The organism is Streptomyces triticisoli (assembly GCF_003270085.1).
GTDB classification, from domain to species: Bacteria; Actinomycetota; Actinomycetes; order Streptomycetales; family Streptomycetaceae; genus Streptomyces; species Streptomyces triticisoli.
This window is the reverse complement of sequence record NZ_QFDQ01000002.1, coordinates 17,975-31,416: the sequence shown is the minus strand read 5'-3', so window position 1 is coordinate 31,416 and position 13,442 is coordinate 17,975. Positions and strand designations below refer to the sequence as shown.

The following is a 13,442-nucleotide window of genomic DNA, read 5'->3' as shown; positions in this document are numbered from 1 at the left end:
GGACCGCACCGCCGGTCACCAGGTGCGCCACCGCTCCCGCCGGGTACCCGGCGAGGGCGGCGCGGTGAACGGCACCGCGCGGACCGCAGGACCTGACGAAGGGAGGCGTCATGGCTCAGCACGTACGCGACATCATGACCAGCCGACTGGTGACGGTGGAGCCGCAGACCCCGGTGACGGCGGTCGCCCAGAAGATGCGCGACGAGGACATCGGCATCGTCCTGGTGACCGAGGGCGACGAGCTGCGCGGCGTGGTCAGCGACCGCGATCTGGTGATCCGCGCGCTGGCCGAGGGCGGTGACCCGCAGCAGCGGACCGTCGCCTCGGCGTGCAGCGAGGACCTCTTCACCGTGACCCCGGACGAGGACCTCGACCACGCGGTGCAGTTGATGCGGGAGCACTCCGTGCGCCGGCTGCCGGTCGTCGACCACGGTCACCCCGTGGGCATTCTCTCCCTCGGCGACCTGGCCATCGAGCGTGACCCGAGGTCGGCGCTCGGTGACATCAGCGCGGCGGAGCCCAACCAGTAGGACCGCGACGGCACCGACCGCTGGGGCGCCCGCGCCGGCGCCCCCAGCGGTCGGTGCCGGCCGTCAGGCGGCCAGCACCTTCTCCAAGGAGGCCAGCGCGGAGCGCAGTTCGTCCTCCGTGACGGTCAGCGGCGGCGCCAGCCGGATGGTGGAGCCGTGGGTGTCCTTGACCAGGACACCCTCCCGCATCAGACGCTCACTGATCTCCCGCCCGGTGCCGATCGCCGGATCCACGTCGACGCCCGCCCACAGGCCGTGCGAGCGGAAGCCGACCACGCCCCGGCCGGCCAGCTCGGCCAGACCCTCGCGCAGCACCGCGCCCAGCTCTGCCGCCCGGCGCTGGAACTCGCCGGTCTCCAGCAGGCCGACCACCGCCGTGCCGACCGCGGCGGACAGCGGGTTGCCGCCGAACGTCGACCCGTGCTCACCCGGCCGCAGCACCCCGAGCACCTCCCGGCGCCCGACGACCGCGGACACCGGCACGATCCCGCCGCCCAGCGCCTTGCCCAGCAGCACGACGTCCGGCACCACGTCCTCGTGCTCGACGGCGAGCGTGCGCCCGGTGCGGCCGAGGCCCGACTGGATCTCGTCCGCCAGGAACAGACAGCCCGCGCGGCGGGTCAGCTCCCGCACCCCGGTGAGGTAGCCGTCGTCCGGGACGATCACACCGGCCTCGCCCTGGACCGGCTCGATCAGCACGGCGGCCGTCGTCTCGTCGACCGCCGCCTCGAGCGCCGCCAGATCGTTGTACGGGACGATCCTGAAGCCCGGAGTGAACGGCCCGAACCCCGACCGCGCCGTCTCGTCCGTGGAGAAGCTGACGATCGTCGTCGTACGGCCGTGGAAGTTGTCCGCCGCGACCACGATCGTCGCCCGGTCGGCCGGGACGCCCTTGACCTCGTACGCCCACTTGCGGGCCACCTTGATGCCGCTCTCCACCGCCTCGGCGCCGGTGTTCATCGGCAGCACCATGTCCTGACCGGTCAAGGACGCCAGCCGCTCGGCGAACTCGGCGAGCCGGTCGTTGTGGAAGGCCCGCGAGGTCAGCGTCAGCCGGTCGAGCTGGCGGTGCGCGGCCTCGATCAGCGCGGGGTGGCGGTGGCCGAAGTTCAGGGCCGAGTAGCCGGCCAGCATGTCCAGGTAGCGGCGGCCCTCGACGTCCTCCACCCAGGTGCCCCCGGCGCGGGCGACGACCACGGGCAACGGGTGGTAGTTGTACGCGAGGACCGGCTCCTCGGCCTCGATCAGCTCGGCGGAGGTGCGGGTACGGGCAGGTGCGGTCATGAGCGGATCTCCTGGGTGCAGCACTTGATGCCGCCGCCGGCCTTGTGGAACTCGGACAGGTCGACGGGGACGGGGACGTAGCCGCGGCCGGTGAGCTGTTCGGCGAGTGCCGTCGCCCCGGGCGATATGAACACGTGACGGCCGTCGGAGACGGAGTTCAGGCCGAAGGCCAGCGCGTCCTCGCGGGTGGCGAGCACCGCCTCCGGGTACAGCCGGGCGAGCACCTCGCGGCTGCCGGGCGAGAACGCCTCCGGGTAGTACGCGATGTTCCCCTCGCCCTCGTCGTCGAGGACGAACAGCGCGGTGTCCAGGTGGTAGAAGTACGGGTCCACCAGGGTCAGGCCGATCACCGGCACGCCCAGGTACTCCTGCGCCTCGCGATGGGCCTCGCGGGTGGTGCGGAAACCGGTGCCGGCCAGGATCCAGCGGCCGGCCGGCACGAAGTCGCCCTCCCCCTCGCACACCGACTCGGGACGGTAGACGTCGTAGCCGGCCGACTTGAACCACGTGTCGTAGGGGAGGGACTCCGGGCGGCGCTCGGGTGCCTTGAACAGGGAGCCGAAGACGCGGCCGCCCACGACGACCGCCGCGTTGGCGGCGAAGACCATGTCCGGCAGGCCGGGCACGGGCTCCACGGTGTCCACGGTGTGGCCGTGGGCGCGGTAGGCGTCGACCAGCGCCCGCCACTGTGCCTGGGCGAGCCCGACGTCGACGGGACGATCCGGATGCATCCAGGGATTGATCGCGTACTGCACGGCGAAGTGTCTGGGTTCGCAGACGAGGAGGCGCCGCCGACGCGGCACACGGGATTCGGGCACAGAGGGGTTCCTCCGCTTCCTGGGTGTCGACTGGGGGTGACACAAAGGTAGGAAGTGGTGACGGTGGGCGACAAGAAACGAAACCTGCGCGTATGAGCAGGAACGCTGCGTCTTTGAGCCGCTCAGCGCAGGTCTGCTGCGTCCTGCGGGGCGGGCTGGCTGGCACTCGCCTCCGGGGAGTCCGGCAGCAGGTGGGACAGCACCATCACGCTGATCGTCTTCCGGATGAACGGCTCGGTGCGGATCCGCTCCAGCACCTCCTCGAAGTGCTCCACGTCCCGCGCCCGCACATGCAGCAGCGCGTCCGCGCCGCCGGTCACCGTCATCGCCGCGGTGATCTCCGGATGGTTGCGCACCACCTCGGCCAGCCGCCGCGGCGGGGCCGCGCCCTCGCAGTACACCTCGACGTACGCCTCCGTGCGCCAGCCCAGCGCCGACGGCTTGACCGTGGCCGTGAACCCGGTGATCACGCCCGTCTCGCGCAGCCGGTCAACACGGCGCTTGACGGCTGTCGCGGACAGGCCGATGGCCGCGCCGATCTCGGCGAAACTGCTGCGGGCGTTCGCCATCAGCGCGGTGAGGATCTTCCGGTCGAGTGCGTCGAACGGTGCCGGCCTGCTGTTCATGGCGGCACTGTATCCAGCGCGAACGTCCACGCCCGGCCCGTGTCCAGGCATACGGATCCCCCCTACACTCCACCTTCATGCTGCGTGCCCTGGCCGTCGACGACGAACGCCCCTCGCTCGAGGAACTGCTGTACCTGCTCAACGCCGACCCCCGGATCACCGGCGTGGAAGGCGCCGGCGACGCGACCGAGGCGCTGCGCCGCATCAACCGGGCCCTGCAGTCCGGCCCGGACGGGCCCGACGCGGTCGACGTCGTCTTCCTCGACATACAGATGCCCGGCCTCGACGGCCTCGACCTGGCCCGGCTGCTCACCGGGTTCGCCGAGCCGCCGCTGATCGTGTTCGTCACCGCCCACGAGGACTTCGCCGTACAGGCCTTCGACCTCAAGGCCGTCGACTACGTGCTCAAACCCGTCCGCAAGGAACGCCTCGCCGAGGCCGTCCGCCGCGCCGCCCAGCTGCGCGACGCCGCCCCGCGGATCCCCGTCAGCGAACCTGACCCCGACCACCTGCCCGTCGAACTCGGCGGCGTCACCCGCTTCGTGGCCGTCGACGACATCACCCACGTCGAGGCACAGGGGGACTACGCCCGGCTGCACACCGGCAAGGGCAGCCACCTCGTGCGCATCCCGCTGTCCACGCTGGAGGAGCGCTGGCGCGCCCGCGGCTTCGTCCGCATCCACCGCCGCCACCTGGTCGCCCTGCGCCACATCGGCGAACTCCGCCTGGACGCCGGCTCGGTGAGCGTCCTGGTCGGCACCGAGGAACTCCAGGTCAGCCGCCGGCACGCGCGAGAGCTGCGGGAGCTGCTGATGCGCCGGACCGCGCGCTAGAGGGACGTACGGAGAGACGCAGACCATGCCGCAGGACCCCGCCGACCGCCGTGTCGTCGTCACCGGCCCGCCCCGCCGCACCCGCCGGGCCCCGGGCCACTACCGCCCGCGCACCGAGATCGACGAGCAGACCACTCTCGGCCACACCTACGTCCGCTCCCTGATGCGCAGCCAGCTGCGCGCCGGTCTCACGGTGTTCGCGGTGCTGGTGCTGCTCGTCGGCCCGCTGCCGCTGGTGTTCGCCGCCGCTCCCGACGCCCGGCGCCTGAAGTGGGCGGTGCTCGGCTTCGGCCTCTACGTCCCGCTGGTGCTGCTGGCCCGCTGGTACGTGCGCCGCGCCGAGCGCAACGAACGCGACTTCGTCCGCCTCGTGGGAGACCGCTGAACGCCGTGAACTCCGCCTACACCGTCCCCGCCGTCGCCCTCGTCGTGGTGGCCACCGTGTTCGTCGGCGCGTTCGGCCTGCGCATCTCCCGCACCACCTCCGACTTCTACGTCGCCTCCCGCACTGTCGGACCACGCCTGAACGCCGCCGCGATCAGCGGGGAGTACCTCTCCGCCGCCTCGTTCCTCGGCATAGCCGGCCTGGTCCTCGTCCAGGGCCCGGACATGCTGTGGTACCCGGTCGGCTACACGGCCGGCTATCTGGTCCTGCTGCTGTTCGTCGCCGCCCCGCTGCGCCGCTCCGGCGCCTACACGCTGCCCGACTTCGCCGAGGCCCGGCTCGCCTCCCAGGGCGTGCGGCGGCTCGCGGGCGCCTTCGTCGTCGGCGTCGGCTGGCTGTACCTGCTGCCCCAGCTGCAGGGCGCCGGGCTCACCCTGGCGGTGCTCACCGACGCGCCCGACGCGCTCGGCGGAGTGATCGTCGCCGTCGTCGTGGTGGCCACGGTCGCCGCGGGCGGGATGCGCAGCATCACCTTCGTCCAGGCCTTCCAGTACTGGCTGAAGCTGACCGCGCTGCTCGTCCCCGCCCTGTTCCTCGTCCTCGCCTGGCAGCACGACGGAGCACCCCGTCGCGCCTTCGACGAACCGGCCGCCTTCCGCGAGCAGCGCACCGTCCGCGTCGCCGACACCCTCGACCTCAGACTGCAGCGCCCGCTCACCGTCACCGTGACCGGCACCGTCGACGGCCGCGTCCACCAGGAGAAGCAGGTGCGGCTGAGCGCGGGCACCCACCGCGTCGAACACGGCACCCGGCTCACCTTCGCGCCGGGCGCCCACGTCCCCGAGGCCACCCGCGGCGGCAACGGCGGCATGTCCACCTCACTCGCCTCCGGCCGCGAGGAACGCCCGTTGTACGCCACGTACGGGCTGATCCTCGCCACCTTCCTCGGCACCATGGGCCTGCCGCACGTCGTCGTCCGCTTCTACACCAGCCCGCACGGCGTCGCCGCCCGCCGCACCACCGTGGCCGTGCTCGGCATGATCGGCGGCTTCTACCTGCTGCCGCCGGTGTACGGCGCACTCGGCCGCCTCTACGCCCCCGAGCTCACCCTCACCAGGAGCGCCGACGCCGCGGTGCTGCTGCTGCCCGACCGGGTGATCGGCGGCCTCGGCGGCGACCTACTGGGCGCGCTGGTCGCGGGCGGCGCCTTCGCCGCGTTCCTGTCCACCGCCTCCGGGCTGACCATGGCGGTGGCCGGGGTGCTCACCCAGGACGTGCTGCCCTCGCGCGGGGTGCGGCACTTCCGGCTGGGCACGGTGCTCTCCATGGCCCCGCCGCTCGCCGCGAGCGTCCTGGTCGGCGGGCTGCCGGTCGCCGACGCCGTCGGGCTCGCCTTCGCGGTGTCCGCGTCCTCCTTCTGCCCGCTGCTCGTCCTCGGCATCTGGTGGCGGCGGCTCACCCCGCCCGGCGCGGCCGCCGGGATGCTGGCGGGCGGCGGCGGCGCGTTCGTCGCCGTCGCCGTGACCATGGCCGGCTTCCCCGGCACCGGACCGCTGCACGCGCTGCTCGCCTGGCCCGCCCTGTGGTCGGTGCCGCTGGGTTTCCTCACCATGATGCTGGTGTCGCTGGCCACACCGGGCCGGGTACCGGCCGGCACCGCGGGCGTCCTGGCCCGCTTCCACCTGCCCGAGCAGCTGCACGCGGAGGTGAAGGCATGAGCGGGTTCCTCGCCGGGTTCTTCGCTGCCGCGCTGCCGCTGCTCGCCGCCGGCTACTGGCTCGGCCGGCGCACCGCCCGCCCGCAGAGCCTCGGCGACCTCGGCACCCCCGTCGAGCACGCCACCTTCCAGACCCTGCACACCGCCTCCCTCGCCGCTCCGCCGCTGCGGGCCGGGCTGACCGAGGAGACCGCCCGCAAGTCGGCCCGCCGGCTGCGCTCCCTGCTCGGCACCGACGCCCTGTGCCTCACGGACGACACCCGGGTCCTCGCCTGGGACGGGGTCGGCGCGCACCACCGCGGCGAGATCATGGAACGCCTCACCGGGCCCCTGGAGACCGGCCGCGGCGAGGCCTTCCGGCTCACCTGCCAGATTCCGGACTGCCCGGTGCGCTGGGCCGTCGTCGCCCCGCTCACCGTCGACGACCGGGTGCACGGCGCCCTCGTCGCCTGCGCGCCCCGTGAGTCGGCCGTCCTGGTCCGCGCCGCGGCCGAGGTGGCCCGCTTCGTCTCCGTGCAGCTGGAGCTCGCGGACCTCGACCGCTCCCGCACCCGGCTCATCGAGGCCGAGATCAAGGCCCTGCGCGCCCAGATATCCCCGCACTTCATCTTCAACTCGCTCGCGGTGATCGCCTCGTTCGTCCGCACCGACCCCGAGCGGGCCCGCGAGCTGCTGCTGGAGTTCGCCGACTTCACCCGTTACTCGTTCCGCCGGCACGGCGACTTCACCACGCTCGCCGACGAGCTGCACGCCATGGAGCACTACCTGGCGCTCGTCCGGGCCCGCTTCGGCGACCGTCTCGCGGTCACCCTGCAGATCGCGCCCGAAGTGCTGCCCGTCACCCTGCCGTTCCTGTGCCTGCAGCCGCTGGTGGAGAACGCCGTCAAGCACGGCCTGGAGGGCAAGACCGGCACCTGCCGAATCCGGATCACCGCACAGGACGCCGGCGCCGAGGCCCTGGTCGTCGTCGAGGACGACGGCGCCGGCATGGACCCCGACCTGCTGCGCCGCATCCTGGCCGGCGAGCACAGCCCCTCCGGCGGCATCGGGCTGTCCAACGTCGACGACCGGCTCCGCCAGGTCTACGGCGACGACCACGGCCTGGTCATCGAGACCGCCCCCGGCGCGGGCATGAAGATCACGGCCCGGCTGCCGAAGTACCAGCCGGGCGTGCACTCGGCGGCACGGCTCACCGGGGAGTGAGCCTCAGGTGCCGCGGAGGGCGATCATGCCCAGCGTGATCAGGCCCAGCACGACCCAGCCGAACCACAGCCAGCCGTTGCCGCCGAGCGCCACCGTGTAGGCCGTCACCACGACGAGGGCGCCCACGGTGAGCACCCCCATCGCTCTCGTGGAACCGTCCGTGGAACCAGGCATGGCGGCACCCTCCTCATGGTCGGCTGGCTCCATGGTGCCCCGTTCTGCCTCGGGGCAGAACGGGGCAGAGGTGCCGAATGCGAGAGCCCGTTCAGTTACCGCGCGCGTTCAGGGAGGCCAGATAGGCGTTGTACGCCTCGAGCTCCTTGTCGCCGTCACGGTCCGCGGCGCGGTCCTTGCGCCGGGCCTGGCGCTGTTCGGAGCCGTACCACTGGAAGAGCAGGGCGATCAGCACGATGACGGACGGGATCTCGCTGAACGCCCACGCGATGCCGCCGGCCGCGTTCTGGTCGGCCAGGGCGTCGATGCCGAGGGAGGCGGGCGGGTTCATGTAGGTCTCCACCATGGGCGCGGTCGCCATCATCACCGCGATGCCGAAGAACGCGTGGAACGGCATGCCCGCGAACAGCTGCATCATCCGCATGAGGTAACCCGGCCGGTTCGGGCCCGGATCCACGCCCATGATCGGCCAGAAGAAGACCAGGCCCACCGCGAGGAAGTGCACCATCATCGCCACGTGTCCCACTCCCGACCCCATCAGCCGGTCGAAGATCGGGGTGAAGTAAAGCCCGTACAGGCTCGCGATGAACATCGGGATGGTGAAGAAGGGGTGGGTGATGACCCGCATGTAGCGGCTGTGCAGCAGCATCAGCAGCAGCTCGCGCGGCCCCTTGCGGCCCCTGGCGGCCACCGGCAGCGCGCGCAGCGCCAGCGTGATCGGGGCGCCCAGCAGGATCAGGATCGGCGACAGCATGCTGATGACCATGTGCTGGACCATGTGCACGGTGAAGATGACCATGCCGTAGTCGTTCAGCCTGGTGCACATCATCAGGACCACGGTCAGCACACCGATGACGTACGACACGGTACGGCCCACCGGCCAGGAGTCGCCGCGCCGCAGCAGCCGCACCACGCCCCAGCCGTACAGCGCGAGCCCGAGCAGGCAGGCAACGAAAAAGAAGGGGTCCGCGGACCACTGAAGACCGCGTCCCAGCGTGAACGGCGGCAGATCCGTCATCATGCCGTGCCCGCTGTGATCCATCCGCCGGCTCCTGTTTCGTGGGGGTTGTGCGCTGTCTGTCCACAGCTGTCTGTCCGCACCCAGGGTAGAACCGCCCCCGGCCGCTCTTGCGGCCGGGGGCGGTTTGTGCTTACGCGTGTGTCGTCCTACGCGTGTGTCCTACAGGACGCACTCCGCCTCGGCGTACCGCTCCGCCGGCACCGTCTTCAGGGTCGCGACCGCCTCGGCGAGCGGCACCGTCACGATGTCCGTGCCGCGCAGCGCCGTCATCCGGCCGAACTCCCCGCGGTGCACGGCCTCCACGGCGTGCCAGCCGAACCGGGTGGCGAGCACGCGGTCGTACGCCGTCGGCGTGCCACCGCGCTGGACGTGCCCGAGGATGACGGGCCGGGCCTCCTTGCCGAGCCGCTGCTCCAGTTCGACCGAGAGCTGCCGGGCGACGCCGGCGAACCGCTCGTGGCCGTAGACGTCCTTGCCGCCCTCGTCGAAGTCCATGGTGCCCGGCCTGGGCTTGGCGCCCTCCGCGACCACCACGATCGCGAACCGCTTGCCCGCCGCGAAGCGCGCGCCGACCTTCTCCGTCAGCTCCTCGATGTCGAAGGGCCGCTCGGGGACGACGATGGCGTGGGCGCCGGCCGCCATGCCGGACTGCAGCGCGATCCAGCCGGTGTGGCGGCCCATGACCTCCACGATCAGCACCCGCTGGTGGGACTCGGCGGTGGTCTTCAGCCGGTCCAGGGCCTCGGTGGCGACGGTCACGGCCGTGTCGAAGCCGAAGGTGACGTCCGTGACCGCGATGTCGTTGTCGATGGTCTTGGGCACACCGACGATGGGCAGGCCGCTGTCCGACAGCAGCCGGGCCGCCTTGAGCGTGCCCTCGCCGCCGATCGGGACGACCGCGTCGAGACCGAGCTCCTCGACGTGGCCCCTGGCCCGCTCCACCCCGTCCCGCAGGTGCTCGGGACGGACCCGGGAGGACCCGAGGATGGTGCCGCCGCGGGCGAGGACGCCGCCCACCGCGTCGAGGTCGAGCTTGAGGTAGTCACACTCCAGCAGGCCCTTCCAGCCGTCGCGGAAGCCGATGACCTCGTCGCCGTGGTCGACGACGGCGCGGTGCACGACGGACCGGATGACGGCGTTCAGGCCGGGGCAGTCGCCGCCGGACGTGAGGACACCAATGCGCATAGCCCGAACAACCTTCTCCACATGGGCACGGGACCGGACCGCGCTGTCCGGCTCGGTCCCCGCCACCCTAGCGGCACCCGGGGGCGGGGCCGCACCGTCCGTCCGCCTGCTGGACGGGGCCGCTCACCTGTGCGGACGGCCCGTCAGACGGGCTGGTCGCGCCGTGCTGACGGGCCGGTGGGCGCGTGGTGCGCCGGGGTGGCGGAAGAACCGTTCCCGCAGGGGCGGATGCGCGAGCGCGCCGGTGCGGGCCGCCGTGCGACGGTGCCTACGCGGGCTGCTGGGCGGCGGCGATGCGCTCGTTGCGCAGGGCCTCGTACCAGCGGTCGTCGACCGGCGGGAGCGCGTTGACGTCGAGTGCCAGCTTCAGCAGCAGGTCCGCGATCAGCGGGTTGCGGGCCAGCACCGGACCGTGCATGTACGTGCCGAAGACGGTGTCGTTGTACGCGCCCTCCGTGCCGTCGCCGGTGCCGTTGCCCTTGCCGATCCGGACCTGGGCGAACGGGCGGGCGGTGGGACCGAGGTGGGTGACGCCCTGGTGGTTCTCGAACCCGGTCAGCGGAGGCAGGCCGAGCCGCGGGTCGATGTCGCCCAGCACGTCGCCGACGCACCGCTCGCCCTCGCCGCGCACCGACACCACGTCGAGCAGGCCCAGTCCCGGCTCGCGCTGCCCGAGGTCGTTGACGAACTCGTGGCCGAGGATCTGGTAGCCGGCGCAGACCGAGAAGACGATCGCGCCGTTCTCCACGGCCCTGGTCAGGCCGCCGTCACGGCGCAGCCGCTCCGCCGCGAGCCGCTGCGGCCGGTCCTCGCCGCCGCCGATCAGATAGATGTCGCCGGAGGTCGGGACCGGCTGGTCGCTGCGCACGTCCAGGCGGGCCACGTCCAGGCGGCGCTGCCGGGCCCGGCGCTCCACGACGAGTACGTTGCCCTGGTCCCCGTAGGTGCTCAGCAGGTCCGGGTAGATCCACACCAGCCGCAGTTGGTTGTCGCTCATGAAGTGCTCGTCCTTAGTGGTCAGTTGCCGACGCGACGGCGCAGGTCCTGGAACGCGGTGTAGTTGGCGATGACCTCGATCCGGCCGGGTGGCGCCTGCTGGACGGCCTGGTCGAGGTCATCGCAGACCTGGAACTGCTGGTTCGCCACCTCCAGACGCACCGCGAGGTCCAGCTTCCGGTCGCCGAGCACGAAGAGCGGACGGCCGGTCAGGCGCGTGTAGTCGACGTCCCACAGCCAGGAGGTGTCGGTGCCGTCGGCGCCGCGCGCGTTCACCGCCAGGATGACGGGCGCGGGCGGCGGGTCGATCAGGGAGAAGGTCTCCAGCCAGCCGGCCGGGTTCTTCGCCAGCAGCAGCCGCAGGTCGCGGCCCTGGTACTGGACGACGTCGTAGCGGCCGGCGACCGCCTGCACCTGGTACATCCGCTCCAGGGCGACCTGCGGCGGCACCCCGAAGACGGCGGCGACGGCCGCGGAGGAGGCGGCGTTGGCCTTGTTGGCGCGGCCCGGCAGCTGCAGGTGGATCGGCCAGGCGGAGCCGTGCGGGTCGAGGACGTGGTCGCCGTTCAGCGCCCAGCTGGGGGTGGGCCGGCGGAAACCGCACTCGTTGCAGAACCATTCGTCGTCGGGGCGTTGCATCACACCGCCGCAGGACGGGCAGGACCAGGCGTCGTCCTTCCACATCTGCCCGGCGGCCACCCAGATCACATTGGGGGAGGAGGACGCGGCCCACACCACCAGCGGATCGTCGCAGTTGGCGACGATCACGGCCTTGGACCCGGCCAGGGCCTCGCGCCAGTTCTCGGCGAGCATCCGGGTCTCGCCGGCGCGGTCGAGCTGGTCGCGGGAGAGGTTGAGCAGTGCGATGCACTTGGGGGCGGTGTCCCGGGCCACGCCCGCGAGGTACTTCTCGTCGACCTCGATCACACCGAACTTGGCGTCCGAGCCGCCCGCCAGCGCCGAGGTGATGCCCGCGGGCATGTTGGCGCCGAGGGCGTTGGAGACGACCGGACCCGCGGCCCGCAGGGCCTCGGCGATGAGCCGGGTGGTCGTGGTCTTGCCGTTGGTCGCCGAGACCAGGATCACGTCCAGGTGCTGGGCGAGCCGGCCGAGCAGGTCGGGGTCGAGCTTCAGGGCCACCCGACCGCCGATCACCGAACCGCTGCCGCGACCAGCGGCACGCGAAGCCGCAGCGACCGCCTTGCCCGCGGTCACGGCCAGCTTGGCCCGCGGCGTGAGCGGGTCCGAGTTGCCTGCCATCAGTTCTCGATCCTCCTTGCGTACGCGCCGCGCCTGAGCCATCCGGCAACGTGGTGGGGGCCTCAGCCTATCGAGATCCACCGGCGCCCCCGAATCCCGGCCCGCGCCTGCGCGGCGGGCATGGGCCGAGGGAACCGTACCCTTGCCGCCATGCGACACGGATCGATCCCCGGCGCCCGCGGACGCGTCCGGCCCCTCACCCTGCTCGGCGACCCCCTCCTGCACGCGCCCTGCGCCGAGGTCACCGACTTCGGCCCCGCACTGTCCCGGCTGGTGGAGGACCTGTTCGCCACGATGTACGAGGCACGGGGTGTGGGCCTGGCCGCCAATCAGGTGGGGGAGTCCCTGCGCGTGTTCGTGTACGACTGCCCGGACGACGAGGACGTGCGCCACCTGGGCCATGTGGTGAACCCGCGGCTGGTGGAGGCGGACGGCGTGGTGGTCCGAGGCCCGGAGGGCTGCCTGTCCCTGCCGGGCCTGGAGGCGGGGACGGAGCGCTACGACCACACGGTCGTCGAGGGTTTCACGGTGACCGGGGAGCCGGTCACCGTGCACGGGACGGGGTTCTTCGCCCGCTGCCTGCAGCACGAGTACGACCACCTGCGGGGGCGCCTGTACGTGGATCACCTCACGGGGTGGCGCAGACGCAAGGTGCTGAGACAGGCGGCGAAGGCGCCCTGGAGCCGAAGGGGCCGTGGAAGTACCGGGGATACCGGGGAGCCCTAGAAGCCCGGACCGCCCATCTTGTCCCCGGCCGCCGCCAGCCGGCCCCACAGCAGGTCCGCCAGGCTGCGTACCAGCTCCGCGCGGGAGCAGGGTCGCTCGCCCAGCCACCAGTCACCGGCCGCGTGCATCATGCCGACGATGCCGTGCCCCCACACGCGGGCCAGTTGCTGGCTGCCCGGGCCGAGGTCCAGCCGCTCCTCGATGACCTGGGCCAGTTCCTCGCCCATGCGGCGCAGCAGCGGGGCGGAGTGCTTGCCGACGTCGAAGCCCTGGTCGCCGCCCTGACTGCCCTCCGCCGGGTGCATCAGGAACCGGTAGACCTGCGGACGGGCCTCGATGGCCGCGAGATAGGTGTCCAGCGTGGCCTCCACCCGCTCGCGCCGGCCCGCGGGGGCGTCCACCGCGGCCCGCAGGGAGCCGAGCAGGGCGTCGGTGTGCCGCTGGGCGAGGGCGGCGTACAGCCCCCCCTTGTCGCCGAAGTGGCGGTAGAGGATCGGCTTGGTGATGCCGGCCTCGGCGGCGATGGCGTTCATCGACGCCTGGGGGCCGTCGCGCAGCACCACCCGGTCGGCGGCCTCCAGCAGCTCGCGCCGTCGGCGGTCGGCGGACCGCTGCTGTTCGGTCCGCTGCGTGGTGTCCATGAACTCTCCCCACCCGTGCTGATTCGGTGACGCCTGCGCAAAG

General features: G+C 72.4%; 15 protein-coding genes. 6 read left to right on the top strand and 9 right to left on the bottom strand.

The window, feature by feature from the left end:
- Window positions 1-110 precede the first annotated feature (110 nt).
- On the top strand, window positions 111-530 hold the full coding sequence (locus DEP02_RS00465) for a CBS domain-containing protein (RefSeq protein WP_112465305.1): 420 nt from the start codon (window positions 111-113) through the stop codon (window positions 528-530).
- A 63-nt stretch (window positions 531-593) separates the two neighbouring features.
- On the opposite strand, the gene rocD is transcribed toward DEP02_RS00465, so the two are convergent.
- The 3 genes from rocD to DEP02_RS00450 all read right to left on the bottom strand — a co-directional run bounded on the left by rocD (window position 594) and on the right by DEP02_RS00450 (window position 3,258).
- Window positions 594-1,814: an ornithine--oxo-acid transaminase gene (rocD, locus tag DEP02_RS00460; RefSeq protein ID WP_112465303.1), complete on the bottom strand. Its 1,221-nt coding sequence runs from the start codon at window positions 1,812-1,814 to the stop codon at window positions 594-596.
- Window positions 1,811-2,632, bottom strand: coding sequence for a dimethylargininase (gene ddaH, locus DEP02_RS00455; protein WP_112465301.1), 822 nt, complete (start codon window positions 2,630-2,632; stop codon window positions 1,811-1,813). The genes rocD and ddaH overlap by 4 nt, the downstream gene beginning before the upstream one ends.
- A 122-nt stretch (window positions 2,633-2,754) precedes the next feature.
- Window positions 2,755-3,258 carry an Lrp/AsnC family transcriptional regulator gene (locus tag DEP02_RS00450; protein WP_112465299.1) on the bottom strand — a complete coding sequence of 168 codons (504 nt, stop codon included), beginning with the start codon at window positions 3,256-3,258 and terminating at the stop codon, window positions 2,755-2,757.
- Window positions 3,259-3,335: 77 nt separating this feature from the next.
- Between DEP02_RS00450 and DEP02_RS00445 the strand changes: the two genes are divergently transcribed.
- The 4 genes from DEP02_RS00445 to DEP02_RS00430 are packed head-to-tail and all read left to right on the top strand — an operon-like array spanning window position 3,336 to window position 7,396.
- The gene (locus DEP02_RS00445; protein WP_112465298.1) at window positions 3,336-4,091 is read left to right on the top strand and encodes a LytR/AlgR family response regulator transcription factor; all 756 of its coding nucleotides are present in this window, start codon (window positions 3,336-3,338) and stop codon (window positions 4,089-4,091) included.
- A 25-nt stretch (window positions 4,092-4,116) separates the two neighbouring features.
- Window positions 4,117-4,476, top strand: coding sequence for a hypothetical protein (locus DEP02_RS00440; protein ID WP_112465297.1), 360 nt, complete (start codon window positions 4,117-4,119; stop codon window positions 4,474-4,476).
- 5 nt (window positions 4,477-4,481) lie between these two features.
- Window positions 4,482-6,194, top strand: coding sequence for a sodium/solute symporter (locus tag DEP02_RS00435; protein ID WP_112465296.1), 1,713 nt, complete (start codon window positions 4,482-4,484; stop codon window positions 6,192-6,194).
- Window positions 6,191-7,396 (top strand): sensor histidine kinase, encoded by a 1,206-nt coding sequence (locus tag DEP02_RS00430; protein WP_112465294.1) that lies wholly within the window; start codon window positions 6,191-6,193, stop codon window positions 7,394-7,396. The genes DEP02_RS00435 and DEP02_RS00430 overlap by 4 nt, the downstream gene beginning before the upstream one ends.
- Window positions 7,397-7,399: 3 nt before the next feature.
- Here the strand turns inward: DEP02_RS00430 and DEP02_RS00425 are convergent, their stop codons facing one another.
- The 5 genes from DEP02_RS00425 to DEP02_RS00405 form a co-directional block, all read right to left on the bottom strand.
- Entirely contained in the window at window positions 7,400-7,570 is a 171-nt protein-coding gene (locus DEP02_RS00425; RefSeq protein WP_198668231.1) for a hypothetical protein, read from the bottom strand.
- Between the two features lie 91 nt (window positions 7,571-7,661).
- Window positions 7,662-8,612: a cytochrome c oxidase assembly protein gene (locus DEP02_RS00420; RefSeq protein WP_112465292.1), complete on the bottom strand. Its 951-nt coding sequence runs from the start codon at window positions 8,610-8,612 to the stop codon at window positions 7,662-7,664.
- Window positions 8,613-8,750: 138 nt separating this feature from the next.
- Window positions 8,751-9,776, bottom strand: coding sequence for a 6-phosphofructokinase (locus DEP02_RS00415; protein ID WP_112465290.1), 1,026 nt, complete (start codon window positions 9,774-9,776; stop codon window positions 8,751-8,753).
- A gap of 268 nt (window positions 9,777-10,044) precedes the next feature.
- Window positions 10,045-10,773, bottom strand: a complete 729-nt coding sequence (locus DEP02_RS00410) for a type 1 glutamine amidotransferase (RefSeq protein ID WP_112465289.1) — start codon at window positions 10,771-10,773, stop codon at window positions 10,045-10,047.
- Window positions 10,774-10,793: 20 nt separating this feature from the next.
- Window positions 10,794-12,032, bottom strand: coding sequence for a Mur ligase family protein (locus DEP02_RS00405; RefSeq protein WP_112465288.1), 1,239 nt, complete (start codon window positions 12,030-12,032; stop codon window positions 10,794-10,796).
- A 150-nt stretch (window positions 12,033-12,182) separates the two neighbouring features.
- Between DEP02_RS00405 and def the strand changes: the two genes are divergently transcribed.
- Entirely contained in the window at window positions 12,183-12,758 is a 576-nt protein-coding gene (gene def, locus DEP02_RS00400; RefSeq protein ID WP_198668230.1) for a peptide deformylase, read from the top strand.
- Here the strand turns inward: def and DEP02_RS00395 are convergent.
- A complete protein-coding gene (locus tag DEP02_RS00395; RefSeq protein WP_112465286.1) occupies window positions 12,755-13,399 on the bottom strand; it encodes a TetR/AcrR family transcriptional regulator in 645 nt (214 codons plus the stop codon). The genes def and DEP02_RS00395 overlap by 4 nt on opposite strands.
- Between the last annotated feature and the right edge of the window lie 43 nt (window positions 13,400-13,442).

Coding starts and splice junctions, on each gene's coding strand:
- DEP02_RS00415 (WP_112465290.1), bottom strand. CDS start 9,776: ATGCGCATTGGTGTCCTCACGTCCGGCGGCGACTGCCCCGGCCTGAAC.
- def (WP_198668230.1), top strand. CDS start 12,183: ATGCGACACGGATCGATCCCCGGCGCCCGCGGACGCGTCCGGCCCCTC.
- rocD (WP_112465303.1), bottom strand. CDS start 1,814: ATGACCGCACCTGCCCGTACCCGCACCTCCGCCGAGCTGATCGAGGCC.
- DEP02_RS00445 (WP_112465298.1), top strand. CDS start 3,336: ATGCTGCGTGCCCTGGCCGTCGACGACGAACGCCCCTCGCTCGAGGAA.
- DEP02_RS00465 (WP_112465305.1), top strand. CDS start 111: ATGGCTCAGCACGTACGCGACATCATGACCAGCCGACTGGTGACGGTG.
- DEP02_RS00430 (WP_112465294.1), top strand. CDS start 6,191: ATGAGCGGGTTCCTCGCCGGGTTCTTCGCTGCCGCGCTGCCGCTGCTC.
- DEP02_RS00450 (WP_112465299.1), bottom strand. CDS start 3,258: ATGAACAGCAGGCCGGCACCGTTCGACGCACTCGACCGGAAGATCCTC.
- DEP02_RS00425 (WP_198668231.1), bottom strand. CDS start 7,570: ATGCCTGGTTCCACGGACGGTTCCACGAGAGCGATGGGGGTGCTCACC.
- DEP02_RS00395 (WP_112465286.1), bottom strand. CDS start 13,399: ATGGACACCACGCAGCGGACCGAACAGCAGCGGTCCGCCGACCGCCGA.
- DEP02_RS00440 (WP_112465297.1), top strand. CDS start 4,117: ATGCCGCAGGACCCCGCCGACCGCCGTGTCGTCGTCACCGGCCCGCCC.
- DEP02_RS00410 (WP_112465289.1), bottom strand. CDS start 10,773: ATGAGCGACAACCAACTGCGGCTGGTGTGGATCTACCCGGACCTGCTG.
- DEP02_RS00420 (WP_112465292.1), bottom strand. CDS start 8,612: ATGGATCACAGCGGGCACGGCATGATGACGGATCTGCCGCCGTTCACG.
- DEP02_RS00405 (WP_112465288.1), bottom strand. CDS start 12,032: ATGGCAGGCAACTCGGACCCGCTCACGCCGCGGGCCAAGCTGGCCGTG.